The organism is Lysobacter oculi (assembly GCF_003293695.1).
Taxonomy (GTDB): domain Bacteria; phylum Pseudomonadota; class Gammaproteobacteria; order Xanthomonadales; family Xanthomonadaceae; genus Solilutibacter; species Solilutibacter oculi.
Genome location: NZ_CP029556.1, coordinates 568902 through 594246 on the forward strand (window position 1 = coordinate 568902; position 25345 = coordinate 594246).

Below are 25345 nucleotides of genomic sequence, written 5' to 3' on the forward strand. Positions count from 1 at the left end.
AGACAATGACCGAACAGGACACCCTCATCCCACGCGCCCAGTTGCCGGTGTTGCCGTTGCGCGACGTGGTGGTGTTCCCGCACATGGTGATCCCGCTGTTCGTCGGCCGCGACAAGTCGATCCGCGCGCTGGAAATGGCGATGGAAGCCGACAAGCGCATCGTGCTGGCCGCGCAGAAATCCGCCGAGACCGATGATCCTGGCGCCGACGACATCTACGACATCGGCGCGCTCGCCAACGTGCTGCAGCTGCTCAAGCTGCCAGACGGCACCATCAAGGTGCTGGTCGAAGGCGTGGGCCGTGCGCGCGTGTCGAACGTGACCGAGCGCGATGGCGCATTGGTGGCCGACATCGACGAACTGCGCGAGACCACGACGCGCGATGGCCGCGAGCTGGACGCGATCGCGCGTTCGCTGCTCGGCCTGTTCGAGGAGTACGTCAAGTCCAACCGCAAGCTGCCGCCTGAGCTGATCCAGACGCTGTCGGGCATCGAGGAGCCCGAGCGCTTCGCCGACACGGTGGCCGCGCATCTCGGCGTGCGCCTGGCCGACAAGCAGAAGCTGCTGGAGACGCTGGATACCGGCGAGCGGCTGGAAATGCTGGTCGGCTTCGTCGATGGCGAATTGGATGTGCAGCAGCTGGAGAAGAAAATCCGCGGCCGGGTGAAGTCGCAGATGGAGAAGAGCCAGCGCGAGTACTACCTCAACGAGCAGATGAAGGCGATCCAGAAGGAGCTGGGCGAGGGCGAGGACGGCAGCAACGAGCTGGACGAGTTGGCCCGCAAGATCGCCGAGGCCGGCATGCCGAAGCCGGTCGAGACCAAGGCCAAGGCCGAGTACAACAAGCTCAAGCAGATGTCGCCGATGTCGGCCGAGGCCGGCGTGGTGCGCAATTACCTGGACTGGCTGCTCGGCGTGCCGTGGAAGAAGCGAAGCAAGGTGCGCAAGGATCTGCGTGCCGCACAGGACGTGCTGGATGCCGACCACTTCGGTCTTGAGAAAGTGAAGGACCGCATCCTCGAATACCTCGCGGTGCAGTCGCGCGTGTCGAAGATGAAGGGGCCGATCCTCTGCCTGGTCGGGCCGCCGGGCGTGGGCAAGACTTCGCTCGGCCAGAGCATCGCCAAGGCGACCAACCGCAAGTTCGTGCGCATGGCGCTCGGCGGCGTGCGCGACGAAGCCGAGATCCGTGGCCATCGCCGCACCTATGTCGGCTCGATGCCGGGCCGCATCGTGCAGAACCTCAACAAGGTCGGCACCAAGAATCCGCTGTTCGTGCTCGACGAAATCGACAAGATGGCGATGGACTTCCGTGGCGATCCGTCCGCGGCGCTGCTGGAAGTGCTCGATCCCGAGCAGAACCACAGCTTCAACGACCATTACCTCGAGGTCGATCTGGACCTGTCGGAGGTAATGTTCATCGCTACCTCCAACTCGATGAACATTCCCGGCCCGCTGCTCGACCGCATGGAAGTCATCCGCATCCCCGGTTACACCGAGGAGGAGAAGCTCAACATCGCGATGCGCTACCTGGCGCCGAAGCAGATCAAGGCCAATGGCCTGCGCGACGGCGAGATCGAGATCGCCGAAAGCGCGATCCGCGACATCGTGCGCTACTACACGCGCGAATCCGGCGTGCGCAACCTGGAGCGCGAGATCGCCAAGATCGCGCGCAAGGTGGTGAAGGAAATCGCGCTGGCCGGCCCGCAGAAGAAGCCGCAGAAGACCGTCAAGGTCACCGACAAGAACCTCGAAAAATATCTTGGCGTGCAACGTTTCGACTTCGGCCGCGCGGAAGCCGACAACGAGGTCGGCCTGGTCACCGGGCTGGCGTGGACGGAAGTGGGCGGCGACCTGCTGCAGATCGAATCGACGCTGGTGCCGGGCAAGGGCCAGCTGATCCTGACCGGCCAGCTGGGCGATGTGATGAAGGAATCGGCTTCGGCGGCGCTGAGCGTGGTGCGTTCGCGCACCGAGCGCTTCGGCATCGACCTCGACTTCCTGCAGAAATTCGATGTGCACGTGCACGTGCCGGACGGCGCCACGCCGAAGGACGGCCCGAGCGCCGGCATCGCCATGACCACGGCGCTGGTGTCGATGCTGACCAAGATTCCGGTGCGCGCGGATGTGGCGATGACCGGCGAGATCACCCTGCGTGGCCGCGTGTCGGCGATCGGCGGGTTGAAGGAGAAGCTGCTGGCCGCGCTGCGCGGCGGCATCAAGACCGTCATCATCCCCGAGGAAAACCGCAAGGATCTGGCCGATATCCCCGCCAACGTCACCAAGCACATGAAGATAGTGCCGGTGAAGTGGATCGACGAAGTGCTCGATCTCGCGCTGGAGCGCCCGCTGACGCCGGCCAACGTGGAAGTGCCGGAAACGGCGGAGGAATCCGTGCTGCCGGCCAAGGCCGGCGATGACAAGCGCAAGCGCAAGGGTGAAGTCAAGCACTGAGATGACGCGCTGCAACGTGGAAAAACGCCGTATTTCACGGCGTTTTTCTTGCCCGGCGCTTGCGGGCGCTGGTATAACGACAGGGTTGCGGCATCGCTGCAAGCAGTTCACGGCAATGGCGGACGCCGTTGCGGTTTCCATCCCCTGCGGCGCAGAGCCGCGAGACCAAGGAGTCAAAGAGAATGAACAAGTCCGAATTGATCGACCACGTCGCCCAGGCTGCCGGCCTCTCCAAGGCCGATGCCGGCCGTGCGGTGGACGCGGTGATCGGTGGCGTGACCGGCGCGCTGAAGTCGGGTGACTCGGTCGCGCTGACCGGCTTCGGCACCTTCGAAGTGCGTTCGCGCGCTGCCCGCACCGGCCGCAACCCGAAGACCGGCGAAGCGCTGCAGATCGCCGCTTCCAAGGCCCCGGGCTTCAAGGCCGGCAAGGCGCTCAAGGATGCGGTGAACTGATCCGTCGTTCCCGGCGTCACGCGAAAGCCCGGCCATGTGCCGGGCTTTTTCGTGGGCGATGGGCATGCGTTATCATCGCGCCCCCGACGGGAGCTTAGCTCAGCGGTAGAGCGTCTCCTTTACACGGAGAGGGTCGGGGGTTCGATCCCCTCAGCTCCCACCATCGGGAAAACGCACGGACGTGTTGCAAAGTGCCGGCGAGGTCTTTAGACTTGCCGGCTTCGCGGAGCGGTAGTTCAGCTGGTTAGAATGCTGGCCTGTCACGCCGGAGGTCGCGGGTTCGAGTCCCGTCCGCTCCGCCATCGATTCACATGAAACCCCGTCCTTGTGGCGGGGTTTTTTGTTGCCTGCGCCCGGGGCCGGGCCGTGCGCCGCGATGCACGCTAAACTGCCGGGCTGACAACACGGACGGCCAGGGGCCTGACACATGCTGCAAGCGCTTCGCGACAAATCCAGTGGCTGGGTGGCCACCGTCATCCTCGGGCTGCTGATCGTGCCGTTCGCCTTCTTCGGCATCAACGACTACATGAGCCGTGGCGCCGAGAACTACGCCGCGCTGATCCAGGCGCCTCCGACCTGGTGGAAGTCCGCGCCTTCGTTCTGGCCGGCCTCCATGCTGTGGGAGAAGGAAGAGATCAGCGTGCAGGAATACCGCCAGCAGCTGGAGCGTGCGCGCCAGCAGCAGCGCCAGCAGCAGGGCGATGCCTTCGACAACAAGGCGTTCGAGTCCGCCGACAACAAGCGCAAGGTGCTGGAGACGCTGATCGACGAGCGCCTGATGCGCATCGCCGCGCGTGACGCCGGCATCCTGGTGTCCGACGCCGCTGTGCGCCGCGAGATCGAGAAGGTCGACGAGTTCAAGGTCGATGGCCGCTTCAACGCACAGAAGTACCAGTCGCTGCTGGCCAGCCTGAACCCGCCGCTGACCCCGATGCAGTTCCAGCAGAGCATCCGCGACGACCTGATGCGCAACGCGCTGGTCGGCAAGACCGCGCTGTCTGCCTTCACCACCCGCGCCGAGGGTGACCGCATGCTCGCGCTGTGGTTCGAGCAGCGCGACGTGAGCGTGGTGCGCATCCCGTCCGCCGTGGATACCGCGCCGGTGTCCGAGGCCGACATCGCCGCCCGCTACAAGTCGCACGAGCGCGAATACCGCGCGCCGGAAGCGGTGACGCTCGAATACATCGATGTCGATGCCGCCAAGCTGGTGCCCGCCGTCGCCAGCGAGGCCGACCTGCGTGCGCGCTACGCCGCGGAGAAGGACAAGCTGGGCGCGGCCGAGCAGCGCCGTGTGGCGCACATCCTGATTCCGGTCGATGCCTCCGCCGATGCCGCTGCCCGGAAGGCGGCGCAGGACAAGGCGACCGCGCTTGCCCAGCAGGCGCGTGCCGGTGCCGATTTCGCCGCGCTGGCGAAAGCCAATTCCGGCGACCCGGGCTCCAAGGCCAATGGCGGCGACCTGGGCTGGATCGCGCGCGGCAGCGGCATGGTCAAGCCGTTCGAGGACGCCGTGTTCGCGATGCAGCCGGGTACCACCAGCGATGCGGTCAAGACCGAGTTCGGCTGGCACGTCATCAGGCTGGTCGAGGTCAAGGCCGGCACCCAGAAGCCGTTCGAGGAAGTGCGCGCGCAGCTGGAAGCCGAAGCCGCGGCCGGCGCCCGTGACCGCGCCTACAACGACCTGCTGTCGGCGCTGGTCGATGATCTGATGAAGAATCCGTCGGGCTTCGCGGAAGCCGCTGCCAAGCACGGCCTGACCGTGCAGAAGACCGCTCCGGTGCCGAAGGGCGGCGGCGAAGGCGTCACGGCGGTACCGGCGGTGCAACGCGATGCGTTCTCCGAGACCCGCATCCAGGACGGCTCGGCCAGCGACCCGATCGAGGTGGGTGAAGACCACAGCATCCTGCTGCGCGTGGTCGCGCATACGCCGGAAAAGGCCATTCCGCTCGCCCAGGTGCGCGAGCGCGTGATCGCCGATGTGCGTGCCGAGCGCGCCAGCAAGACCGCCGCCGATGCCGCCAAGGCGATGGCCGCGGCCATCGGCAAGGGCGAGGATTTCGCCACGCTGGCGCAGGCGCGTGGCCTGAGCGTGGAGCCGTTCAAGGGTGTCACCCGTGTGCAGCCGGCACCGACGCCGGATGCGACCAAGGCGATCTTTGCCGCGGCGCGCCCGCAGGCCGGCAAGGCGTCGGCCGGCAGCGTGCTGCTGCCCGATGGCAGCTGGATGGTGTTCCGCATCGATGCGGCCACGCCGGCCAACCCGGCCGAAGTGCCGGAGGCGCAGCGCCTGGGCATGCGCCAGCAGGTGTCGCAGGCGGCGGCGGAACAGACCGCCAAGGCCTTCCTCGCCGAGCTGCGCAAGCAGCACAAGATCCGCGTCGTCGAGAACCAGCTGTAAGCCGGGCGGAAGCCACATCCCGCATATGGAAACGCCCGGCATTGCCGGGCGTTTCCGTTTCAGTCGATGACGCGTCGGACGTCAGTCGTTGAGGCCGGTCATGCCGAGGATGTTGTATCCGGAATCGACGTAGGTGACTTCGCCGGTGACCGCGCTGGCGAGATCCGAGCACAGGAACGCGGCGACGTTGCCGACTTCCTCGATGGTCACCGTGCGGCGCAGCGGGGCGTTCTCCTCGACATGGCCGAGGATCTTGCGGAAGCCGCCGATGCCGGCCGCGGCCAGCGTCTTGATCGGGCCGGCGGAGACCGCGTTGACGCGGATGCCTTCCGGGCCGAGGTTGTAGGCGAGGTAACGTACCGTGGCCTCAAGGCTGGCCTTGGCCACGCCCATCACGTTGTAGCCCTGCAGCGCGCGCTCGGCGCCAAGGTAGGACAGGGTGAGGATGGCGCCGTTGCGGCCGGCCATCATCGGGCGCGCGGCTGACGACAGCGCCGCCAGCGAATACGCCGAGATGTCATGGGCGATGGCGAAGTTCTCGCGGGTCAGACCGTCGAGGAACTGGCCGGCGATCGCTTCGCGCGGGGCATAGGCGATGGCATGGATGAGGATGTCGAAGCCGTCCCAGTGCTTGCCGAGTTCGGCGAAGCATTCGGCGATCTGCGCGTCGGAGGTGACGTCGAGTGGAATGACGATGTCGCTGCCGAATTCCTTCGCCGCCGATTCCACGCGCGATTTCAGCTTGTCGTTCTGGTAGGTGAAGGCGAGTTCCGCGCCTTCGCGATGCATCGCTTCGGCGATGCCGCTGGCGATCGAGCGTTCGCTGGCGATGCCGGTGATGAGTGCGCGCTTGCCTTGCAGGAAACCCATGCTGCTTTCCGTTCTGTTGGGGGGTGATCCGTACAGTTTGCCCGTCAGGGGCGGGCGGCGTCGAGCTTCAGCACCATACCGGGCCGTAGTGGCGTGCCGGTTTTCAGGCCGTTGCGGCGCAGCAGCTCCGCGAGCGTGAGTTTGTGGCGGCGCGCGATGGTCCACCAGGATTCGCCCTTGGCGACGACGTGGGTGCCGCTGGCGGTGGGCTCGCTGGGTGATGTGGATGTCGATGCGGGTGCGGATGTCGATGCGGATGCGGCAGCCGCTGTGCCCGCTTTCGGTGAAGGCTCGGCACTCGCGAGCACCGGGGCTTCCGATGCCGATGCCTTCGCCGGCGGCGCATCGACATTCACCACCGCGGCACGATCCCCGCGCATCGGTGCCAGCAGCATCGGCGCCTGCTTGCCGCCACCGAGCCCGCCGCTGGCGAGCGCCGGGTTGAGCCGCTTGAGCAGCGCGGGGTCGAGCTGGCGCGCGCGCGCCCAGGCGTCGAGGTTGGCCGCATCTTCATCCACCACCTCGGCGACCAAGAGCGGCACCGGGCGGTCGATCGCCTTGAGCCAGGACTCGCGGTCGTCGGCCTGCTCGATCAGGCAGGAGATGGCGTGCAGCTTTTCGACATACGCGCGGGTCAGCGCCGGCACGCCCTGGATGCGTTCGGCGTCGGCGTTGCGCTGGGTCATGCCGCTGCGCTTGATCGCGCCGATCAGCCGGTACTCGCCGGCGTTGTAGCCCATGATCGCCACCCGCCAGTCGCGCCCGAACATGCTGTGCAGGATCTTGAGGTAGCGCACCGCGGCCTTGGTCGAATCCACCACCGAATAGCGGCCGTCGTAGCCGCCGCGGATCGGGATGCCCTGGTTGCGGGCGGTGAGTGCGATGAACTGCCACAGCCCGGCCGGGCCGGCGCCGCTCTTCGCGCCTGGCTTGTAGCCGCTCTCGATGAAGGGAATGAGCGCGTATTCGGTGGGCAGGCCGGCCTTGATCAGCTCGTCGACGACGTAACCGAACACCGCCAGCAGCTCGTCGTCGCGCGTGGCCAGGCGCTTGGGCGCGTGGGCGTAATGGGCGCGCCAGCGCGGGCTGGCGTTGCGGCAGTCGGGCTCGGCCAGGTGCTGGCGGAAGCGCTTGTGGATCTCCAGCCCGCTGCGGGTGGCGATGCCGGGGTTGCGGCCGCCCAGGCGGGTGTCGGTGGCGTCGCTGGCATCGGCGGCGAAGGCCGGGGGCGCGATGAGCGAAGCCGCCATCGCGGCGGCGAATACAAGCCGGATCCGTCGGTTCATGCGCGGAACCCGTCCTTCCAGCCGCGCAGCGCGGCGAAGGCGGCGTCGGGGTCGGCGGGCGCGTGGCCCAGGTGGGCGGTGAGCGCGGCCTGCACCTCGTCATCGTCCAGACGCAGGAAGGGGTTGCAGGCGCGTTCGTCGGCCAGTACGGCGGGCAGGGTGGGCTGGCCGGCCTGCCGCTGCGCGCGGGCCCGGGCGGCGCGTTCGGCCAGCGCCGGGTTCCTCGGCATCACCTGGCGGGCGAAGGCGGCGTTGGCAAGCGTGTATTCGTGGCCGCAGCAAACCTGCGTGTCGCCGGGCAGTGCGGCCAGCCGGTCGAGCGAGGCGCGCATCGTCGGCGCGTCGCCTTCGAACATCCGCCCGCAGCCCAGGCTGAAGAGCGCATCGCCGCAGAACAGCAGGCCGTGGCCGTGATAGGCGATGTGGCTGCGGGTATGGCCGGGGACTTCGATCACCTTGAACCGGAAGCCGCCGACATCGACCTCATCCCCCTCCACCACGCGGCGGGTGGCGAACGGGATGCGCGGCTCGTCCGGCGCGAAGACCGGCGTGCCCGGCCAGCGTTGCAGCAGGGCCGGGACGCCGCCGATGTGGTCATCGTGGTGATGGGTCAGCAGGATCCCGGCCAGCGCCGGTGCGTCGCCGAAACGCTGCAGGAGCGGGGCCGCATCGCCCGGATCCACCAGCACCGGGCCATGCGCGGACGGTAGCCACCAGAGGTAGTTGTCGTCGAAGGCGGGCAGGGGCGCGGGCGGCGATATCAGGGTCAAATGAGATGGGTGCGGCACGTAGAATGGGCGACGATGCCCGCCCTGACCGTTGCCCGTCAACCCGATGCCGCCGCCCGCTGGTACGCCAGCGAGGCCGGCCTGGCCCTGTTGGCCAGCGAGTTGCCCAGCCTGTACGAGGCGCTGTCGGCGCGTCCGGGGCTGCCGTGGCTGGCGTTCAGCGCGGTGCCAAGGCCGGCATCCATCGACCAGCCGCATGGGCTGTGGCTCTGCCCCGGCCCGTCGGGTTGGATGGGCGATGTCGCCTGTGCGGATGCCTTGCCGCTGGCAAGCGAGTCGGTCGGCGCCATCGTGCTGCAGCATGTTAAAGGCGCGCCGGTCGAGGCCTGGCTGGCCGAATGCGAGCGCGTGCTGGTGCCGGGCGGGCGGCTGACGGTCTTCTCGCTCAATCCGTTGTCGCCGTATCGCGGGCACTGGTTCGGCGAAGGCGTGTCCGGGCGCGAGCCGGTGACCTGGCGTCGCCGCCTGAAACGCGCCGGGCTGGTGCCGGAGCCGGTGGCGCAGGGGCTCGGGCCGCGCTGGCGAAGCCGCATCGAACCCCAGCTCCAGCTCGGGGCTGGCGCACGTGCCGCCTACCTGTTGGCCGCCGAGAAACGCCGCATGCCGTTGACGATGAGGCGCCTGCCGGCGTTCGTGCCGGCGATGGGCGACGTGGCGTGACGGCGGCGATGAAGGCGATCGAGGCGCATACCGATGGCGCCTGCCTCGGCAATCCCGGCCCCGGCGGCTGGGGCGCGTTGCTGCGCTACGGCGCCAAGGAGCGCGAACTGGCCGGCGGCGAGCCCGACACCACCAACAACCGGATGGAGCTGATGGCGGCCATCGCCGCGCTCGAAGCGCTGACCGAGCCCTGCCAGGTCGCGCTGCATACCGATTCGCGCTACGTCCAGCAGGGCATCTCCGAATGGCTGCCCAACTGGGTGCGCCGCGGCTGGAAAACCGCCGCCGGCGCGCCGGTCAAGAACCAGGACCTGTGGCAGCGCCTGGACGCGGCGGCGCGGCGGCATCGCATCGAATGGAAGTGGGTCAAGGGCCATGCCGGCCACCCGGACAATGAACGCGTGGACGCGCTGGCCCGCGACGCGGCGATCAAAGTGAAACAGGAAGGACAGGCTTGATGCGGCAGATCGTGCTGGATACCGAAACCACCGGGCTGGAATGGCGCAAGGGCAACCGTGTGGTCGAGATCGGCTGCGTGGAACTGGTCGAGCGCCGGCCCACCGGCCGCACCTTCCACCGCTACCTCAAGCCCGACTGCGCGTTCGAGGAAGGCGCACAGGAGGTCACCGGCCTCACGCTCGAGTTCCTGGCCGACAAGCCCAAGTTCGAGGAAGTGGCCGAGGAGTTCCTCGACTTCATCCGTGGCGCCGAGCTCATCATCCACAACGCCAAGTTCGACATCGGCTTCCTTGACAACGAACTGCGTGGCGTCGGTCCGCACCTGGGCAGCATGGCCGACCATGCCGGCGTGCTCGACACGCTGGAGATGGCGCGGCTGCGCTGGCCCGGGCAGCGCAACTCGCTGGACGCGCTGTGCCGGCGGCTGGATGTCGAGAACGGCCACCGCACGCTGCACGGCGCCTTGCTCGATGCCGAGATCCTGGCCGATGTCTATCTGGCGATGACCGCCGGGCAGGGCGAGATCGGTTTCGATGCGGCAGCCGATGCCGTCGATGTCGCGTCCGCCCACGCCGCGGCGCAGGCGTTGCTGGCGCAGGCCGGCAGCCTGGGGCCGCGTCCGCGCGTGGTGGTGGGCGATGACGAGCGCGGCGCCCACGAAGCCCGCCTCGACGCCATCCAGAAGAAGCTCGACAAGGCCGCCGTGCCGGAGAAACCCGCGCCGGTCGTGCTCTGGCGCGCGCTGGCGGGCTGAAGCCGCGACGTCGCCTCAGCGGCAGCGCAGGACCAGCACCGTGATGTTGTCGCTGCCGCCGTTGTCGAGCGCGGCGGCCACCAGCGTGTCGGCGCATTCCTGCGCGGTCAGGCCGGGGCGGGCGAGGATCTCCGCGATCGCCGCATCGTCCACTTCCTCGGTCAGCCCGTCGCTGCACAGCAGCAGCTGCATGCCGCCGGCAAACGTGCCGGTGAGCCGTTCGATGTCGAGCTGCGCCGGGTCGGTCACGCCCAGCGCCTGCGTCACCACCTTGCGCTGCGGGTGGCGCCGCGCTTCCTCCGCGCCCAGCGTGCCCTGCGCGATGAGCTCCTGCACGTAGCTGTGGTCGTGCGAGAGCTGCACCAGCTTGCCGTCCTGCCACAGGTAGGCGCGGCTGTCGCCGACCCAGGCCACTTCGAAGCGCGGTCCCTGCACGCGGGCTGCGACCACGGTGGTGCCCATCGGCAGCGCGTCGCGGCGGTTGCGCGGACTGCGCAGGATGTCTTCGCCGGCGATGCGGATGGCCTGCGCCAGCGGCGTGCCGTCGCGGACCTCGCGCACCACGGTTTCGCGCGCGATGGCGCTGGCGACTTCGCCGTATTCGTGGCCGCCCATGCCGTCGGCCACCAGCCACAAGCCGAGCCCGCCATCGCCGTGGTAGGTGTCCTCGTTGAGGGCGCGACGCAGGCCGGGATGGGTGATGTGGCCGAATTCGATCATGCGGTCAGGGCGCGGGGGACGATGCAGCATCATCGCGGCGGTGGGTGCGCGCGGCAAGGTGGGGATGGAAGACGGACAACAAAAAACGCCCCGCGAGGGGGCGTTTTTCGTTATCTGGCGGAGAGGGGGGGATTCGAACCCCCGATACGCTATTAACGTATGCCTGATTTCGAGTCAGGTACATTCAACCACTCTGCCACCTCTCCGGCGTGCAGCGAGCCGCACATGATACGGACGGCGCGGGGCCGCCACAAGTGACGGTAAACTGGGCCTTTCCACGGGAGCGTGTCGATGTCCGAGATCCTGGTGCCGGTGTCCTTCGGTGAGCTGCTGGACAAGATCGCCATCCTGCAGATCAAGTCCGAGCGGATGAAGGACGAGGCCAAGCTGGCCAATGTCCGCAACGAGCTGTCCGCGCTGGAGAAGACGTGGATGGCGCATCCCGCCGCCGGCCACGACATCGCCCAACTGCGCCAGGCGCTGAAGGCCGTCAACGAGCGGCTGTGGGTGATCGAGGACGACATCCGCGTCAAGGAAAAAGCGCAGGCCTTCGATGACGGCTTCGTCCAGCTGGCCCGCAGCGTCTATTTCGAGAACGACGAGCGCGCGCGCATCAAGAAGGACATCAACCTGGCGCTGGGTTCCAGCTACATCGAAGAGAAGTCGTACGAGGACTACCGCGCGCCTTCGGCCTGAAACGCGCGGAACCGTTCGAAGGCGGCGATGGCATCGTCCACCGTCACCAGGTCCATCACGCCGTCGAACTCGATCTTGGCGCCCCACTTGAGTTCGCTGGCCGGCTTGCCGAGGAATTTCCGCGCGGCATCGTCGTAACGGTCCACGCAGAAACGCACATCCGAATACGGCCCGCTGCGGCGTGGATTGCTGGCGGCATGCAGGCCCAGCACCCGGGTGCCCATGGCGTTGGCGATGTGCATGGGGCCGGAATCCGGCGTCACCAGCAGGTCGGCGCGGGCGAGCAGGGCGGGCAGCTGCTTCAGGGTGTCTTTCCCGATCAGGTCGAGCGGCGCCAATTCCATCTGCGCGATGATCGCGTCGCCCAGTTCGCGTTCCAGCGGGCTGCGACCGCCGCACAGCACCACCCGCCAGCCTTCGGCGGCGGCGTGGTTGGCCAGCGCGGCGTAACGCTCAGGCCGCCAGTTGCGGCGCGCGTGGCTGGAGGCCGGTGAAATCATCAGCACCGGGTGGCCGTCGTCCACCCATTGCGCGCGCGCCCATTCGAACGCGGCCTCGGGCACGGGCATGTCCCAAGCGACATCGCGCTGCACCAGCCCGAGCGGCTCGCAGAAGCTGCCAAGGGCGTCGAGCACATGGATGCCGGGCCGGTCGGGAATGCGCTCGTTGATGAAGACGCCATGCAGGTCCTTCGAACGCGCCTTGTCGTAGCCGATGCGCCGGCGCGCCGGAATGAACGCCGACAGCAGGTTGGCGCGGGCGGCTACCTGCATCTGCAGCAGCACATCGAAACGCTTGCGCGGCCCCAGATGCGCCTTCAATGCCTTGCGCAGCGCCCACATCCCGCGCAGGCCGCTCTTCTTGTCGTATTCGACGAAATGCACGCCGGGCAGCCCGTCCAGCAACCGGCGCTCGCCCTTGCCGATGACCCAGGTCAGTTCCACTTCGGGCCACGCCGCGCGCAAGGTGCGGATCAACGGCAGCACATGGGTGACATCGCCCAGTGCCGACAGGCGCAGCAGGCAGATGGATGCAGGAGCGGGCGCGGGGATGTGCACGTGGATTGTTAGACTCGGGTCATGTCGATGCGCGAATCCAGCGAAACCATGCTGCCGTTACACCATGCGCGCGGGGATGGCGCCATTGTGTTCGACGCCCGCGCGTTGCCGCAAACGCCGGCGCCGGAATGGTTCGATGCCGCGCACTGGGGCGCCGATGCGCAGCCGGTCGGCAGCGGTGGCCGTGGCGCCGCCTGGTTCATCGATGCGCCGTCGGGCGCGATGGTGCTGCGGCGTTACCTGCGTGGCGGGTTGATGGCCAAGTTGAGCCACGACAGCTTTGTCTGGCGCGGGCAGGACGCCGTGCGCAGCTTCGCCGAGTTCCGCCTGCTGCAGGCGCTGCATGTGCAAGGCCTGCCGGTCCCGATGCCGCTGGCCGCCGCCTACTGGCGTTCGGGCCGCCGCTATCGCGCCGCCATCCTGCTACAACGCATCGTCGGCGTGCATTCCTTCGGCCACCGGGTGTTGGACGATGCGGCTTCGGCCCCTTGGCGCGAATGCGGGGCCCTGATCGCGCGCTTCCACCGTGCCGGGCTGGACCACCCCGACCTCAACGCGCACAACCTGCTGTTCGATGCCGGCAACGCAGGCTGGATGATCGATTTCGACAAGGGCCGCATCCGTGCCGATGCGGCTTCGGGCTGGCGGCAGGCCAACCTTTCGCGCCTGCGCCGATCGCTGGACAAGATCACCGGCGGAGGCCAGGCCAGGGCGATCGAAGCCGGCTTCGCCCATCTGCTCCATGCGTATGATCAAGCCATGGCGGGAGGATCGACATGAGCTGGAGCCTGCGGTTTCTCGGGACGGGTGGCGCGATGGCGGTGGCCGAATTCGGCAGCGCGATGGCCTGCATCGAGCGCGACGGCCGGCCGTGGCTTGCCATCGACTGCGGCTCCGAAGGCCTGACCCGCTACGTCGAGCATTACGGCGAATATCCGTGGGCGCTCTACATCACCCATGCCCATCTTGATCACGTCAGCGGCTTCGAGCGGCTGTTCGTCGACACCATCTTCAACCCCGAGCGTCGCGGTCGCGTGCGCGTCTACTGCCCGACCGGCGTGCTGCCGTGGCTGCAGCGGCGCGTGGCGGAGTACCCGAACACCTTGGCCGAAGGCGGCGCGAACTTCTGGGATGCCTTCCAGCTGATCATCGTCGGCGATCATTTCTGGCATGACGATGTGCGCATCGAAACCGTGCCGGTGCGCCACCACTGGCCTGACGCCGCCCACGGCCTGCGCCTCAAGGGCAGCCTGGTGTGGACCGGCGACACCCGCCCGATTCCCGAAGCGCTGGCGCGTTTCGCCGATGCCGGCGAACTGATCGCCCACGACTGCGCGCTGGTCGGCAACCCGTCGCACAGCGGCATCGAGGACCTTGAGCGCGAATACGACAAGGCGCTGCTGGCGCGCTGTCACCTGTATCACTACGGATCGGACGAGGAGATCGCGGCGCTGCGCGGTCGCGGCATGCGCGTGGCCGTCCCGGGCGAGGTGCTGGAACTGGTCGAGCCCGCGCCGGACGTCTTCAAGCAGGGCTGAAAAAGGTGGCGGCCCTGCCGACTTTCCCCGGCACCCGCATCGCCCGATACCGTTGCTGCCTTCCGGCCCTGGCGGGATTTTCGAGCTAGCGTCGCGGGGGGCCGACAGGGCCACCATGGACGTGCACCGCGCCATGCGCGATGACTGGAATTGGCGGAGAGAGGGGGATTCGAACCCCCGAAGCGCGGTTTAGACGCTTACACACTTTCCAGGCGTGCTCCTTCAACCACTCGGACACCTCTCCGTGTCGTGCGGTCGTCCGGGGACGGCGCGCGAGCCGGCCATTCTAAGCGCGTGCCTGCCACAAGGCAAAACAGCCGCTTGGCGGGGCCGGGCGGGGCAGCCCGGCGTGGCAGAATGACCGCATGAGCTACCTCGTCCTCGCCCGCAAGTGGCGCCCGAAGAAATTCGCCGAACTGGTGGGGCAGGAGCACGTGGTCCGCGCGCTCACCAACGCGCTCGGCACCGGCCGCGTCCACCACGCCTTCCTGTTCACCGGCACGCGTGGCGTCGGCAAGACCACCATCGCGCGCATCTTCGCCAAGTCGCTGAACTGCGAACAGGGCACCTCGGCGGAACCCTGTGGCGAGTGCCGGACGTGCCTGGACATCGACGCCGGCCGCTTCATCGACCTGCTGGAAATCGACGCCGCCTCCAACACCGGCGTGGACGATGTGCGTGAGCTGATCGACAACGCGCAGTACATGCCGAGCCGCGGCCGGGTGAAGGTCTACCTGATCGACGAAGTGCACATGCTGTCGAAGAACGCCTTCAACGCCTTGTTGAAGACGCTCGAGGAGCCGCCGGGACACGTCAAGTTCCTGCTCGCGACCACCGACCCGCAGAAGCTGCCGGTGACCGTGCTCTCGCGCTGCCTGCAGTTCAACCTGAAGCGGCTGGACCTGGGCCAGATCGAGGGCCAGATGCGTCGCATCCTGGGCGCGGAAGGCATCGGGTTCGAGGATGGCGCGCTGCGCCAGCTCTCGCGCGCCGCCGATGGCAGCCTGCGCGATGGCCTGTCCCTGCTCGACCAGGCCATCGCCTATGGCGGTGGCGAGGTGGGCGATGCGGCGGTGGCGGCGATGCTCGGCACCGTGGACCGCGCCCGCATCGGTGCGCTGATCGACGCGCTGGCCGAAGCCGATGGCAGCAGGCTGATGGCCGAAGTCGAAGGCCTGGCGGAACTCTCGCCGGACTGGGGCCATGTGCTGGAAGCGTTCGCTGAAACGCTGCATCGCGTGCAGCTGCGCCAGCTGGTGCCGGCGATGCAGGTGCAGGATGACGGCGGCATCGACATCGTCGGGCTGGCCGAACGCCTGCGCCCGGAACTGGTGCAGCTCTGGTACCAGATGGCGGTCAATGGCGGGCGTGACCTGCCGATCGCGCCGTCGCCGCGCGTCGGCTTCGAAATGAGCCTGCTGCGGATGCTGGCGTTCCGGCCGGCGGGCGAAGGCGCTGCGGCATCGACCGGATCAAGGCCCGCCGCCGCCACATCCCCCAAACCCGCCGTCAGCGGACGCGAGGCCGCCCGTGCGGCGATGGCCGAAGCGACCGCGCAGCCGGAACCCGCGCCCGTGCCGCAGCGTGAGCGCGAAGCCGCGCCGGTCGCCCCGATGCGCGAAGACCCGCCGCTGCCGGCGACGCCGCGCGCCCTGTCGCTGGATGCCGACAGCTGGCTGGAACTGCTGGCCGGCGTGCAGCTCAAGGGCTTGGCGAAGGAGCTCGCCGCGCATGTCGGCTTCATCGGTTACGAGGCGGGTGTGCTGACGCTTTCGCTCTCGGGCGATGACGAATTCCTGAAGACGCCGATGGCCGTCAAGCAACTCGGCGAATCGCTGGCCGGCGCGTTCGGCGTGGCGCCGCAGATCCGCCTCGAGGTGGCGAAGGCGGCCGGCGAGACGCTCAGCAAGCGCAACGCCCGCGAGCGCGACGCCCGCCACAGCGCGGCGGAAGACGCCTTCCTCAACGATCCCGACGTACAGCGGCTGATGCAGCAGGGCGCCAAGCTGGTGCCCGATTCCATCCGCCCGCTCGAAGACTGACATCACGCAACAAGGAGCACCCCCATGCGAGGCAACATCGCGCAATTGATGCAGCAGGCGCAGAAGATGCAGGAAAACCTGCAGCGCGCGCAGGAAGAACTGGCCAGCCTGGAAGTCACCGGCAACGCCGGCGGCGGCATGGTCACGGTGACGCTGAGCGGCAAGATGGAATGCCGCAAGGTGCGCATCGACCCGAGCGTGTTCTCCGATGCCGAAATGGCCGAGGACCTGATCGCCGCCGCCTTCAACGACGCGGTGAACAAGGCCAATGCCGCGAGCCAGGAAAAGATGGGCGCGGCCACCGCCGGCATGCCGATGCCGCCGGGCATGAAGCTGCCGGGGATGTTCTGAGCGGCACGCCCGCGAGTAAGCGCCAGTGAGCGTGTCCCTGCTCGAACAGCTGATCGAGGCGCTGCGCGTATTGCCCGGTGTCGGGCAGAAGTCGGCACAGCGCATGGCCTACCACCTGCTTGAACGCGAGCGCGGCGGCGGCGAAAAGCTGGCCGCGGTGATGGCGGACGCGATGGCGAAGATCGGCCACTGCGTGCGCTGCCGCGATTTCAGCGAAACCGAGACCTGCCCGACCTGCGCCAACGCCTCGCGCGAGGCGGCGGAACTGTGCGTGGTGGAATCGCCGGCCGACCGCCTGGCCATCGAGCAGGCGACCGGCTATCGCGGGCTGTACTTCGTGCTGCAGGGGCGCCTGAGCCCGCTCGACGGCATCGGCCCGGCCGAACTCGGGCTGGACCAGTTGTCGAAACGGCTGGGCGAAGGCGAGGTGCGCGAGCTCATCATCGCCACCAATCCCACCGTGGAAGGCGAGGCGACCGCGCACTATCTGGCGCAGCTGGCGCGGCAGGCTGGCGTGCGTCCGAGCCGGCTGGCGCACGGCGTACCGCTGGGCGGCGAACTGGAATACGTCGATCGCGGCACGCTCTCGCATGCGTTCGGCAGCCGCAGCGAGATGAGCTGACGCGCGGTTACCATCGCGGAATCCCCGCATGAGGTGCCGATGATGAGCACGATCTTCCACAAGATCCGCGACCGCGAAATCCCCGCCGAACTGGTTTACGAGGACGAACATCTGTTCGCCTTCCGTGACATCGCGCCGCAGGCGCCGGTGCACGTGTTGTTCGTGCCGAAGCAGGATTTCGCCACGCTCAACGACGTGCCCGATTCGCAGCCCGAGATCATCGGCCGGCTGGCGCTGGCGGCGGCGAATTACGCCAAGGCACAGGGTTTCGACCAGGACGGCTACCGCATCGTCATGAACTGCAATGGCGACGGCGGGCAGACCGTCTTCCAGATCCACCTGCATCTGCTGGCGGGCGCGCCGCTCGGACGCTTCGGCACGCCGGGCTGAGTGCGGTCGATTGAATCAGCGCTTCGGGCGGAAGGCGTCGAGGTCGCGGATCAGGGTCGATGTGGCTTCGGCGCGTGCATAGCGGCGCTGGCTGAAACGCGTCGCCAATGCGTTGATCGCATCGGCATCCTGCGGTCGTGCGCGGGCGATGCGCGTGGCCCAGTCCAGCGCGGGTTCGCTGGCTTCGCGGGCGAGGCCGAGGCGCTGGTATCGCGATGACAGGCGGTGCCAGGCGCGCAGCAGCGGGTCGCGGTCGCGGGTGCCACGGCGCAGCCACCACAGCATCCAGCCCAAGGTGAGCAGCGCGGCGACGGCGAACAGGCCAGCCAGCGCTTCAGGCGAGAGCTTGCGCACGCCCAGCCAGCGGAACATGCGCGACTGGCGGTCGGCGTTGAAGCCGAGCACGAAATCGTTCCAGCCGCGACGCAGGAAATCGGCGGCGTTCCACACCGGCGTCAGGCCATCGAAACTGCCGATGCGGCCGGGGACGCGATCGGCGGCGGTGTCGTAGATGCGCTCGGGCGCGACGGCGCCGGTCGGGTCCACGCGCACCCAGCCACGCCCGGCCAGCCAGACCTCCGCCCAGGCATGCGCGTCGGAATTGCGCACGATCCAGTAATCGCCGACCGGGTTGCGGTAGCCGCCCGCATAGCCGGTGACTACGCGCGCGGGCACGCCGGCGGCACGCATCAGGAACACGAAGGCCGAGCTGAAATGCTCGCAGTAGCCGGTCTTGGTCTGGAACAGGAATTCGTCGACGGTGTCGCGGCCCAGCGCGGGCGCGGCGAGCGAGTAGGCCAGTTCGTCGTTCACCATCGTCATCGCCTTGCCGACGATGGCGACGGCATTGCCGCCGGTTTCGCTGCGCCATTGCAGCGCGAGGTGTTGCGCACGCGGGTTGAAGGCGCGCGGGAAAGCCAGCGCACGGCGGCGGTCCGCGTCGTCGAGCACCGCATCGAAGGTGCGGGCCGGCGCGGAATGCAGCTGCCAGCGCGTCACCGCCTGCAGGCGTTCGGTGGCCAGCAGGTTGCCATCGGGGCTGGGCGTGCTGCCGGTGGGCGCGGCCATCGGCACATCGAGCGCGGTCAGGAAGCGGCGTTCGCTCGGTTCCACTTCCAGCTGGTAATGCCAGCCCGGGCCGGCGGTTTCGATGCGGGCCGGGCGCGCGGCCGGCGCCGGTTTTGACATCGTCCATTCGCGGCCATCGAAATCCCACAGCACCGGGCCGCGCCAGTACAGCTGCTCACGCGCGGGCACCGGGCCATCGAAACGGACCCGCAAGGCCGGGCTGTCATCGACCATCAAATCCAGCCAGTCGCCGGGGGCCATCGAATCCGACAGGCCGATCTTGGCGCTGGCGCGATCGGGCACGCCCCAGAGCGGGCTGGCCATGCGCGGAAACAGCCAGAACGCGGCCAGCGTCAGTGGCAGGCCGAGCGCGACGAGCTTGCCGATGCCGAGCAGTCCGCGCCCGAACGCCGGGGTGTCGATGCCGCTTTCCACATCCGCAAGCCGCTGCAGCGCCAGCAGCCCCGCCACCACCGCGGCAAGGCCGAGCAGCAGCGATACCGGCCCCTGATCCAGCAGGAAGGCGGCGAAGGGCGCGAACAGCGAAAAGCCGACCAGGCTGCGGGCATCGCGCAGGCTGCGGGTTTCCGCCGGCTTGATTGCCAGCATCGCCGCCAGCAACGCGCAGCCGGTATCGCGGCCGAGCTGGAAATCGAAAGCGCTGAACACCGCGAAGACCGCGGCGATGGCGGTGCCCAGCTTCAACACGCCGGGCAGGGTGCGCTTCCAGTTGGCCGCGACCATCAACACGGCGGTGGCGATGACGGCCAGCGCGACCTGTCCCGGCAGCTGCAACAGCAGCGGCGCCAGCGCGATGGCCAGCGTCAGCAGCAACAGGCGGCGGGTGGCGAGGTCGAAGCTCATGTCAGAAGCCGTGCGCCTCCGGCATCAGCGCCAGCGCACGCAGGCATTCGTGGCGATGCGCACTGCCGCTGCCGGGCCCGATGGCCGCCTGCCCGGGCAGGGTCATGCGCCAGCGCCGGCCTTCGCGTTCGGCCAGCTCCACCCAGTGCGCGAGCCGGCGGATGCGGGCTTCGTGCGGCAGGCCAAGCGCGAACCAGTCCAGCTCCACGTCATCGCCATGGGGCTGTTCCCAGGTGCGCGCCATCAACTGGTCGCGGCGTGCGCTGGCCTTCCACGCGATGCTGCGCAGCGGATCGCCGACCTGGTAATTGCGCAGCAGATGCAGGTCGTCGCCGGCGAAATGCGGGCGGCGCTGGTCGCCGGCATCGGCGGCGTCGGGCAGGGCGGGGCCGTCGCTTTCGGTGGCCGGATAGACCAGCCACGGTTCGTCCGGTCGCAGGATGGCCCAGGCGCGCGCCAGTCCGAGCGGGCGCGTGGTGGACAGGACGATGCGCTCGGCTTCCAGCCAGCCGCGTTGCGCGGTGGGAAGCGCCAGTTCGGCGATGCCGCCCGTGCCGGGTGCCAGCGATAGCGTGCCTTCGGTGTCGTCGATGCGCACGCGGATGCCGTCGCGCGCGCGGGTGTCGCTGGCGGAGAAGGCGAGCCGAAGCGGCATCGGCTGGCCCGCATGCACCGGCTGCGCGGCGATGGCATCGGCATTGAGGCCGGACAGCTGCAGGTGCGCGGCGACCAGACTGGCGAGGCCGGCGCCGGCCAGCAGCAGCCCGAGCAACAACGCCGGGTTGTTGTTGTAGTTCAGTGCGCCGATGCCCATCGTCGCCACCAGCAGCAGGTAGAACATGCCGAAGCGCGTCGGCAGCACGTACACGCGACTGCGATCGATGTGGATCGGCAGCGTTTCGCGCGTGCGTGGCCGCGTCCAGCGCGACAGGGCATCGGCCAGCCGGTGGCGCCGGGTTTCGCTCAATCGACCGGCACCGCCAGCAGGACCGACTTGGCGAGTTGCGCGCCGTCGCCGGCATCGCCATCCCCCACCAACCGGTGCGCCGCGAGCGGCAGGAACAGCGCCTGCACGTCTTCCGGCAATGCATGGCCACGCCCGAGTAGCAGCGCATGCGCCCGCGCCGCACGCAGCAACGCAAGGCCGGCACGCGGCGACAGCCCGATGCGCACGCCCGGATGCTGGCGGCTGCGGGCCAGCAGCGCCTGCACGTAGCCGATCAGGGCCTCGCTGGCATGCACATTCGACACCGCCTGCTGCAGCGACAGCACTTCGGCTTCGTCCAGCAGCGGCTTGGCCTGCGCGATCAATGCGCGGCGGTCTTCGCCGGTCAGCAGCGCGCGTTCCGCATCGGCCGAGGGATAGCCCATCGACAACCTCAGCAGGAAGCGGTCGAGCTGTGAATCCGGCAGCGGATAGGTGCCCGACAGATCCACCGGGTTCTGGGTGGCGATGACGAAGAACGGCGCCGGCAACGGCCGCGTGGTGCCATCGATGGTGACCTGGTGCTCGGCCATCGCTTCGAGCAGGGCGCTCTGGGTGCGCGGCGGCGCGCGGTTGATCTCGTCGGCCAGCAGGATGTTGGTGAAGACCGGCCCCGGATGGAACTCGAAACCGCGGTTGCCGGTGTCGTAGATCGACACGCCCACCACGTCGGCCGGCAGCAGGTCGGAGGTGAACTGCACGCGCTGGAAACCGAGCCCCAGCGTGGCCGCCAGCGCATGCGCCAGCGTGGTCTTGCCGAGCCCGGGCAGGTCCTCGATCAGCAGATGCCCGCCGGCCAGCAGCGCGACGAACGCCAGCCGCACCTCCAGCGGTTTGCCCAGCACCAGCGTGTTGACCTGCGCCTGTGCCGCACGCAGTCGTTCGTTCAGTCTGTCATCGGGGCTCATATCCAACTCGGGTACCCTTCGCGTTCACGATTTTCCATCGATGGCATGAGTCTACCGATCCGCGACGACAACCCCACGCGCTGGCGCACGCGATTCCTCATCGCATGGTGCGTGCTGTTGCTGGCCAAGCTGCTGGTCGCGTGGCGCCTGCCGCTGTTCGTCGATGAAGCTTTCTATTGGCAGGAAGGCCAGCATCTCGCGCTGGCGTACTCCGATCTCCCCGGCCTGACCGCGTGGCTGACCCGGCTCGGCGTGACCCTCGGCGGCCACCACGTGCTGGCGCTGCGGATGCCCTTCCTGCTGATGGCGGCCGTGCTGCCGTGGCTGGTGGCGAAGGTGGCGGCGCGCTGGTTCGGTGACAGCGCCGGCTGGCAGGCCGGTCTGCTCACGTTGCTGATGCCGCTGTCCGGCACGCTCGGCCTGCTGGCGCTGCCCGATGTGCCGATGGCGCTGGCCACCGCGCTCTGTCTGGATGCCGGTGCCCGCCTGCTAGACAAGGTGAACGCCGGCCGCGCGCTGGAACTCGCGCTGGGCCTGTCGATCGGTGCGCTCAGCCACTACCGCTTCCTCGGCGTGATCGTGGTCGGCTTCATCGCGCTGATGCTGCTGTCGCGTGGACGCCAGCTGCTGCGCGACCCACGCGTGCTGATCGCCGTCACCATCGGTGCGCTCGCCTGGCTGCCGCTCTTGGCGTGGAATTTCGACAACGCCGATGCCGGCCTGCGCTTCCAGCTGCTCGACCGCCACCCGTGGCGTTTCCATGCCGATGGCGGCAACTTCATCCTCATCCAGGCCCTGCTGGTCACGCCGCTGCTGTTCATCGCGCTGATCCAGACCTTCCTGCTCACCCTGCGCGAGCACAGCCCGGAAGGCGCGCAATGGCGCTATTTCGGGCTGCTGGGCGGGGTCTCGACGCTGGGTTTCTTCGTGCTTGGTTTCTTCGCCGACAACGAGCGGGTGAGCTTCCACTGGACGCTGCCGGGCTACCTGGCGCTGCTCGCCGCCGTGCCGGTGGTGTTGGCGACGTGGCGGCCGGGCTGGCGCAAGGCGATGTGGAGTCTGCTCGGCATCGGGCTGGTCGCGGTGCTCGGCTGGTACGCGATGGTGTCGATCCCTTCGCTGCGCCAGCGCCTCGCCGCCGAGAAGTCGTACCCGGCCAATTTCTCCGGCTGGGATGAGGTGGCCGAAGGCGTGCGTGCCGAACTCGCGACGATGCCCGAAGGCACGGTGCTGCTGGCCGACAACTTCAAGCTGGGCGCCGAGCTCGGCTTCAAGCTGGAGGATGCCGGCATCCGCGTCCTCGACCATCCGCTCAACCACAAGCACGGCCGCGCGCCGCAATTGCGCCTGTGGGGCCTGGAAGGCGAACGCGCCATGCCCGCGCCCGGCCAGCCGGTGCTGCTCGCCATCGGCACCAACGAAGTGCGCTTCCGCGACCTGCTGGCGCAATACCACGCCATCTGCGCCAAGGTCGGGCCGATCATTCCGGCGCGCATCATCAATGTCGACCATGGCGCCCAGCGTTTCGTGCTGGCGCGCTACCCGCAGGGCGTCCAGCCGGGCACGCCCGGCGCGTGCAAGGCGCCTTCGCTGGCCTATGTCGATGCGCCCCTGGTCGGTGCCAAGAGTCCGCGCCGTTTCACCGTGCGCGGCTGGGCCTTCCGCGACGGCGTCGGGCTCGCCTCGATCGACGTGCTGCTGGATGGCCAGCCGGTCGCCCGGGCGCGCTACGGCCTGCCGCAGCCGCAGGTCGCGCAGTACTGGAGGATCAGCAACGACCCCCACCATCCCAATGTGGGTTTCGAGGCCGAAGTGGACGCCTCCGCGCTGGCGCCGGGCCTGCACTGGCTGGGGCTGCGGCTGACCGGCCGCGATGGCGCCGTCATGGACTGGTCCGAACAGCCGGTCCGGCTGGAATAAGCCCCGGCGCGGTTTGACAGGGCGGGGGGCGATCTCTACCATTCTCCGGCTTATGTCTGCCGATTCGTTACCTGCTGTCGACGCATGGCGCATGGTTTCGGCCCGGCGGGTGCTGGAAGGCGAGCTTCCGCTGGCCAGCCTGTCGCGTCTGCGCGACCTGCTGGCGGATGCTGAAGGCGTCGTGCGGTACCGCGTCGAGTTCGGGCGCGATGTGCTGCAGGTGCCATTCGCCAAGGTCTGGATCGAAGCCGGCTTGCCGTTGACGTGCCAGCGCAGCCTGCAGGCGTTCGTGCAGCCGGTGGTGGTCGAGCAGTCGCTCGGCCTGATCCGCGACGAATCGGACGAAGCGGCCCTGCCGCCGGGCTATGAGCCGCTGCTGGTCCCCGAGGATGGCCGCATCGTCCCCGTCGAACTGGTCGAGGACGAGCTGATCCTGGCGGTGCCGGTGGTGCCGGTTTCACCCGAAGCACCGGTGGTCGATCGCGACTGGCCGGTGCCGGAGGAAGAGGCCGATGCCGCCAACCCGTTCGCCGCGCTGAAGACGCTCAAAACCGGCAAAGACAACTGATTTCACGCAACATCACGGTTTCATTGGAGTTTGAACCATGGCAGTCCAGAAGTCCCGCGTTTCCCCGTCCAAGCGTGGCATGCGCCGCGCGCATGATTCCCTGACGGCGAAGCAGCTGTCGACCGACCCCACCAGCGGCGAGACCCACATCCGCCACCACGTGACCGCCGACGGCTACTACCGCGGCAAGAAGGTCATCGAGACCAAGTCCAAGGTCGTCGACGAAGATTGATCCCCGCGCCTTCCGCGCAGGAATCCAGCACATGACGATGCCGGTGCAAGCCGGTATCGTCTTTTCGTGCGTGCGAGAAACAGCATCTCCCCGCTGATTGAACGCCGCACCATCCGCGTAGCTTCCGGAGTCGCCCCATGACCGCCACACCGCGCATCCATTCCCGCATCGCCGGCACCGGCAGCGCCTTGCCGACGCGCGTCGTCACCAACGACGAACTGGCGAAGACGGTCGATACCAGCGACGAATGGATCGCCGCGCGCACCGGCATCCGCCAGCGCTACGTGGCCGGCGAGGGCGAGACCACGGTTTCGCTGGCGCGTGATGCCGCGTTGAAGGCGATGGAAGCCGCGGGCGTCACCGCCGCCGACATCGACATGATCGTGCTCGGCACCACCACGCCCAACCTGATCTTCCCGTCGTCGGCGTGCCTGCTGCAGGCGGAACTCGGGATTAGCGGCTGCCCGGCGTTCGACGTCAACGCGGCCTGCTCCGGCTTCATCTACGCGATGAGCGTGGCCGACAAGTTCATCCGTTCGGGCGATGCGAAGACGGCGCTGGTCGTCGGCTCGGAAACGCTGACCCGCATGATCGACTGGAACGACCGTGGCACCTGCGTGCTGTTCGGTGACGGTGCCGGCGCGGTCGTGCTCAAGGCCGATGCCGACACCGGCATCCTCAGCACCCACCTGCATGCCGATGGCAGCAAGAAGGAGCTGCTGTGGAACCCGGTGGGCGTGTCCGAGGGCTTCAAGCCCGGCGAGGAAAATGCCGGCGTGCGCGTGCTGATGACCGGCAACGACGTATTCAAGCATGCGGTCAAGGCGCTCGACGCGGTGGTCGAGGAAACCCTCGAAGCCAACGGACTCGACCGCCACGACATCGACTGGCTGATCCCGCACCAGGCCAATCTGCGCATCATCGAGGCCACCGCCAAGCGCCTCGACATGCCGATGGAACGCGTCATCGTGACCATCGACCAGCACGGCAACACCTCGTCCGGTTCAGTGCCGCTGGCGCTCGATCATGCGGTGCGTTCCGGCAAGGTGGCGCGCGGCCAGCTGCTGCTGCTGGAAGCCTTCGGTGGCGGTTTCACCTGGGGCTCGGTGCTGCTGCGCTACTGACCGGACACGCGCGCGGTCGCCGCCGCGCCATCCACGTGCGTACAGACGGTGCGCACGGCCAGTCGTTAAACTCGGGCGTTTCCGCATGGGAACCGTCGCGTGAGCGAACACTCGCCTGATCCACAGCTGGCTTTCG

Annotated in this window: 25 protein-coding genes, 4 tRNA genes and 1 other RNA gene; 19 read left to right on the forward strand and 11 right to left on the reverse strand. The window is 68.4% G+C overall.

The genetic code is table 11. The features are described from left to right. Window positions 1-5: 5 nt before the first annotated feature. The 5 genes from lon (at window position 6) to DCD74_RS13110 (ending at window position 5306) form a co-directional block, all read left to right on the forward strand. Complete coding sequence (gene lon / locus DCD74_RS02715; protein WP_112925964.1) at window positions 6-2453, forward strand: endopeptidase La; 2448 nt, start codon at window positions 6-8, stop codon at window positions 2451-2453. 182 nt (window positions 2454-2635) lie between these two features. After that, window positions 2636-2908: an HU family DNA-binding protein gene (locus DCD74_RS02720; protein ID WP_112925965.1), complete on the forward strand. Its 273-nt coding sequence runs from the start codon at window positions 2636-2638 to the stop codon at window positions 2906-2908. 88 nt (window positions 2909-2996) lie between these two features. Further along, a tRNA-Val gene (locus tag DCD74_RS02725) sits at window positions 2997-3071 on the forward strand. 62 nt (window positions 3072-3133) lie between these two features. Further along, window positions 3134-3210: transfer RNA gene (locus tag DCD74_RS02730), tRNA-Asp, on the forward strand. A 125-nt stretch (window positions 3211-3335) separates the two neighbouring features. Continuing rightward, entirely contained in the window at window positions 3336-5306 is a 1971-nt protein-coding gene (locus DCD74_RS13110; RefSeq protein WP_112925966.1) for a SurA N-terminal domain-containing protein, read from the forward strand. Window positions 5307-5387: 81 nt separating this feature from the next. Here DCD74_RS13110 and DCD74_RS02740 read toward each other — a convergent pair whose 3' ends face one another. Genes DCD74_RS02740 through gloB form a run of 3 tightly spaced genes read right to left on the reverse strand, consistent with a single transcriptional unit; the run spans window position 5388 to window position 8223 of the window. Further along, window positions 5388-6176 (reverse strand): enoyl-ACP reductase FabI, encoded by a 789-nt coding sequence (locus DCD74_RS02740; protein ID WP_112925967.1) that lies wholly within the window; start codon window positions 6174-6176, stop codon window positions 5388-5390. A 44-nt stretch (window positions 6177-6220) separates the two neighbouring features. Next, window positions 6221-7462, reverse strand: coding sequence for a lytic transglycosylase domain-containing protein (locus tag DCD74_RS02745; protein WP_237049638.1), 1242 nt, complete (start codon window positions 7460-7462; stop codon window positions 6221-6223). Next, complete coding sequence (gloB, locus tag DCD74_RS02750; protein WP_237049682.1) at window positions 7459-8223, reverse strand: hydroxyacylglutathione hydrolase; 765 nt, start codon at window positions 8221-8223, stop codon at window positions 7459-7461. The genes DCD74_RS02745 and gloB overlap by 4 nt, the downstream gene beginning before the upstream one ends. Window positions 8224-8265: 42 nt before the next feature. Between gloB and DCD74_RS02755 the strand changes: the two genes are divergently transcribed. The 3 genes from DCD74_RS02755 to dnaQ are packed head-to-tail and all read left to right on the forward strand — an operon-like array spanning window position 8266 to window position 10123. Continuing rightward, window positions 8266-8910, forward strand: a complete 645-nt coding sequence (locus tag DCD74_RS02755) for a hypothetical protein (RefSeq protein ID WP_237049639.1) — start codon at window positions 8266-8268, stop codon at window positions 8908-8910. Window positions 8911-8918: 8 nt separating this feature from the next. After that, on the forward strand, window positions 8919-9368 hold the full coding sequence (rnhA, locus tag DCD74_RS02760; RefSeq protein ID WP_112925971.1) for a ribonuclease HI: 450 nt from the start codon (window positions 8919-8921) through the stop codon (window positions 9366-9368). After that, window positions 9368-10123, forward strand: a complete 756-nt coding sequence (gene dnaQ, locus DCD74_RS02765) for a DNA polymerase III subunit epsilon (protein WP_112925972.1) — start codon at window positions 9368-9370, stop codon at window positions 10121-10123. Before rnhA ends, dnaQ begins: the two co-directional genes overlap by 1 nt. A 15-nt stretch (window positions 10124-10138) precedes the next feature. Here dnaQ and DCD74_RS02770 read toward each other — a convergent pair whose 3' ends face one another. Further along, window positions 10139-10843 (reverse strand): PP2C family protein-serine/threonine phosphatase, encoded by a 705-nt coding sequence (locus tag DCD74_RS02770; RefSeq protein WP_112927625.1) that lies wholly within the window; start codon window positions 10841-10843, stop codon window positions 10139-10141. A 115-nt stretch (window positions 10844-10958) separates the two neighbouring features. Further along, a tRNA-Ser gene (locus tag DCD74_RS02775) sits at window positions 10959-11049 on the reverse strand. Window positions 11050-11134: 85 nt separating this feature from the next. On the opposite strand from DCD74_RS02775, the gene DCD74_RS02780 reads away from it, so the two are divergent. Next, window positions 11135-11539, forward strand: a complete 405-nt coding sequence (locus tag DCD74_RS02780; RefSeq protein ID WP_112925973.1) for a DUF6165 family protein — start codon at window positions 11135-11137, stop codon at window positions 11537-11539. On the opposite strand, the gene DCD74_RS02785 is transcribed toward DCD74_RS02780, so the two are convergent. Next, window positions 11518-12591 (reverse strand): glycosyltransferase family 9 protein, encoded by a 1074-nt coding sequence (locus DCD74_RS02785; RefSeq protein ID WP_112927626.1) that lies wholly within the window; start codon window positions 12589-12591, stop codon window positions 11518-11520. The two genes, DCD74_RS02780 and DCD74_RS02785, sit on opposite strands and share 22 nt — an antisense overlap. Window positions 12592-12618: 27 nt before the next feature. On the opposite strand from DCD74_RS02785, the gene DCD74_RS02790 reads away from it, so the two are divergent. Together DCD74_RS02790 and DCD74_RS02795 are read left to right on the forward strand one after the other, a co-directional pair. Further along, a complete protein-coding gene (locus DCD74_RS02790; protein WP_112925974.1) occupies window positions 12619-13377 on the forward strand; it encodes a 3-deoxy-D-manno-octulosonic acid kinase in 759 nt (252 codons plus the stop codon). Beyond that, window positions 13374-14135, forward strand: a complete 762-nt coding sequence (locus DCD74_RS02795) for an MBL fold metallo-hydrolase (protein ID WP_112925975.1) — start codon at window positions 13374-13376, stop codon at window positions 14133-14135. The genes DCD74_RS02790 and DCD74_RS02795 overlap by 4 nt, the downstream gene beginning before the upstream one ends. A gap of 11 nt (window positions 14136-14146) precedes the next feature. Here the strand turns inward: DCD74_RS02795 and ffs are convergent. Together ffs and DCD74_RS02805 are read right to left on the reverse strand one after the other, a co-directional pair. Continuing rightward, window positions 14147-14243, reverse strand: an RNA gene (ffs, locus tag DCD74_RS02800) — signal recognition particle sRNA small type. Between the two features lie 43 nt (window positions 14244-14286). Continuing rightward, window positions 14287-14379: transfer RNA gene (locus DCD74_RS02805), tRNA-Ser, on the reverse strand. Window positions 14380-14500: 121 nt separating this feature from the next. On the opposite strand from DCD74_RS02805, the gene dnaX reads away from it, so the two are divergent. The 4 genes from dnaX to DCD74_RS02825 are packed head-to-tail and all read left to right on the forward strand — an operon-like array spanning window position 14501 to window position 17540. Next, entirely contained in the window at window positions 14501-16177 is a 1677-nt protein-coding gene (gene dnaX / locus DCD74_RS02810; protein WP_112925976.1) for a DNA polymerase III subunit gamma/tau, read from the forward strand. A 24-nt stretch (window positions 16178-16201) separates the two neighbouring features. Beyond that, entirely contained in the window at window positions 16202-16528 is a 327-nt protein-coding gene (locus DCD74_RS02815; protein ID WP_112925977.1) for a YbaB/EbfC family nucleoid-associated protein, read from the forward strand. 25 nt (window positions 16529-16553) lie between these two features. Then, window positions 16554-17150 carry a recombination mediator RecR gene (gene recR, locus DCD74_RS02820; protein WP_112925978.1) on the forward strand — a complete coding sequence of 199 codons (597 nt, stop codon included), beginning with the start codon at window positions 16554-16556 and terminating at the stop codon, window positions 17148-17150. A 39-nt stretch (window positions 17151-17189) separates the two neighbouring features. Continuing rightward, window positions 17190-17540 (forward strand): histidine triad nucleotide-binding protein, encoded by a 351-nt coding sequence (locus tag DCD74_RS02825; RefSeq protein ID WP_162615883.1) that lies wholly within the window; start codon window positions 17190-17192, stop codon window positions 17538-17540. A gap of 15 nt (window positions 17541-17555) precedes the next feature. Here DCD74_RS02825 and DCD74_RS02830 read toward each other — a convergent pair whose 3' ends face one another. From DCD74_RS02830 to DCD74_RS02840, 3 genes are read right to left on the reverse strand one after another with little or no spacing between them, the layout of a single operon-like run. Continuing rightward, the gene (locus tag DCD74_RS02830) at window positions 17556-19472 is read right to left on the reverse strand and encodes a transglutaminase TgpA family protein (RefSeq protein WP_112925979.1); all 1917 of its coding nucleotides are present in this window, start codon (window positions 19470-19472) and stop codon (window positions 17556-17558) included. 1 nt (window position 19473) lies between these two features. Next, window positions 19474-20439 (reverse strand): DUF58 domain-containing protein, encoded by a 966-nt coding sequence (locus tag DCD74_RS02835; protein ID WP_237049640.1) that lies wholly within the window; start codon window positions 20437-20439, stop codon window positions 19474-19476. After that, a complete protein-coding gene (locus tag DCD74_RS02840; protein ID WP_112925980.1) occupies window positions 20436-21365 on the reverse strand; it encodes an AAA family ATPase in 930 nt (309 codons plus the stop codon). Before DCD74_RS02840 ends, DCD74_RS02835 begins: the two co-directional genes overlap by 4 nt. A gap of 45 nt (window positions 21366-21410) precedes the next feature. Here DCD74_RS02840 and DCD74_RS02845 point away from each other — a divergent pair, with 45 nt between their 5' ends. The 4 genes from DCD74_RS02845 to DCD74_RS02860 all read left to right on the forward strand — a co-directional run bounded on the left by DCD74_RS02845 (window position 21411) and on the right by DCD74_RS02860 (window position 25209). After that, on the forward strand, window positions 21411-23285 hold the full coding sequence (locus DCD74_RS02845) for an ArnT family glycosyltransferase (RefSeq protein WP_112925981.1): 1875 nt from the start codon (window positions 21411-21413) through the stop codon (window positions 23283-23285). A gap of 52 nt (window positions 23286-23337) precedes the next feature. After that, window positions 23338-23853: a YceD family protein gene (locus DCD74_RS02850; RefSeq protein WP_112925982.1), complete on the forward strand. Its 516-nt coding sequence runs from the start codon at window positions 23338-23340 to the stop codon at window positions 23851-23853. 37 nt (window positions 23854-23890) lie between these two features. After that, a complete protein-coding gene (gene rpmF / locus DCD74_RS02855; protein ID WP_112925983.1) occupies window positions 23891-24085 on the forward strand; it encodes a 50S ribosomal protein L32 in 195 nt (64 codons plus the stop codon). Between the two features lie 137 nt (window positions 24086-24222). Next, the gene (locus tag DCD74_RS02860) at window positions 24223-25209 is read left to right on the forward strand and encodes a beta-ketoacyl-ACP synthase III (protein WP_112925984.1); all 987 of its coding nucleotides are present in this window, start codon (window positions 24223-24225) and stop codon (window positions 25207-25209) included. Window positions 25210-25345 lie beyond the last annotated feature (136 nt).

Coding starts and splice junctions, on each gene's coding strand:
- DCD74_RS02815 (WP_112925977.1), top strand. CDS start 16,202: ATGCGAGGCAACATCGCGCAATTGATGCAGCAGGCGCAGAAGATGCAG.
- DCD74_RS02840 (WP_112925980.1), bottom strand. CDS start 21,365: ATGAGCCCCGATGACAGACTGAACGAACGACTGCGTGCGGCACAGGCG.
- DCD74_RS02740 (WP_112925967.1), bottom strand. CDS start 6,176: ATGGGTTTCCTGCAAGGCAAGCGCGCACTCATCACCGGCATCGCCAGC.
- DCD74_RS02825 (WP_162615883.1), top strand. CDS start 17,190: ATGATGAGCACGATCTTCCACAAGATCCGCGACCGCGAAATCCCCGCC.
- lon (WP_112925964.1), top strand. CDS start 6: ATGACCGAACAGGACACCCTCATCCCACGCGCCCAGTTGCCGGTGTTG.
- DCD74_RS02850 (WP_112925982.1), top strand. CDS start 23,338: ATGTCTGCCGATTCGTTACCTGCTGTCGACGCATGGCGCATGGTTTCG.
- DCD74_RS02755 (WP_237049639.1), top strand. CDS start 8,266: ATGCCCGCCCTGACCGTTGCCCGTCAACCCGATGCCGCCGCCCGCTGG.
- DCD74_RS02790 (WP_112925974.1), top strand. CDS start 12,619: ATGTCGATGCGCGAATCCAGCGAAACCATGCTGCCGTTACACCATGCG.
- rpmF (WP_112925983.1), top strand. CDS start 23,891: ATGGCAGTCCAGAAGTCCCGCGTTTCCCCGTCCAAGCGTGGCATGCGC.
- rnhA (WP_112925971.1), top strand. CDS start 8,919: ATGAAGGCGATCGAGGCGCATACCGATGGCGCCTGCCTCGGCAATCCC.
- DCD74_RS02860 (WP_112925984.1), top strand. CDS start 24,223: ATGACCGCCACACCGCGCATCCATTCCCGCATCGCCGGCACCGGCAGC.
- DCD74_RS02720 (WP_112925965.1), top strand. CDS start 2,636: ATGAACAAGTCCGAATTGATCGACCACGTCGCCCAGGCTGCCGGCCTC.
- DCD74_RS02830 (WP_112925979.1), bottom strand. CDS start 19,472: ATGAGCTTCGACCTCGCCACCCGCCGCCTGTTGCTGCTGACGCTGGCC.
- DCD74_RS02795 (WP_112925975.1), top strand. CDS start 13,374: ATGAGCTGGAGCCTGCGGTTTCTCGGGACGGGTGGCGCGATGGCGGTG.
- DCD74_RS02770 (WP_112927625.1), bottom strand. CDS start 10,843: ATGATCGAATTCGGCCACATCACCCATCCCGGCCTGCGTCGCGCCCTC.
- DCD74_RS13110 (WP_112925966.1), top strand. CDS start 3,336: ATGCTGCAAGCGCTTCGCGACAAATCCAGTGGCTGGGTGGCCACCGTC.
- DCD74_RS02780 (WP_112925973.1), top strand. CDS start 11,135: ATGTCCGAGATCCTGGTGCCGGTGTCCTTCGGTGAGCTGCTGGACAAG.
- DCD74_RS02745 (WP_237049638.1), bottom strand. CDS start 7,462: ATGAACCGACGGATCCGGCTTGTATTCGCCGCCGCGATGGCGGCTTCG.
- dnaX (WP_112925976.1), top strand. CDS start 14,501: ATGAGCTACCTCGTCCTCGCCCGCAAGTGGCGCCCGAAGAAATTCGCC.
- DCD74_RS02845 (WP_112925981.1), top strand. CDS start 21,411: ATGAGTCTACCGATCCGCGACGACAACCCCACGCGCTGGCGCACGCGA.
- dnaQ (WP_112925972.1), top strand. CDS start 9,368: ATGCGGCAGATCGTGCTGGATACCGAAACCACCGGGCTGGAATGGCGC.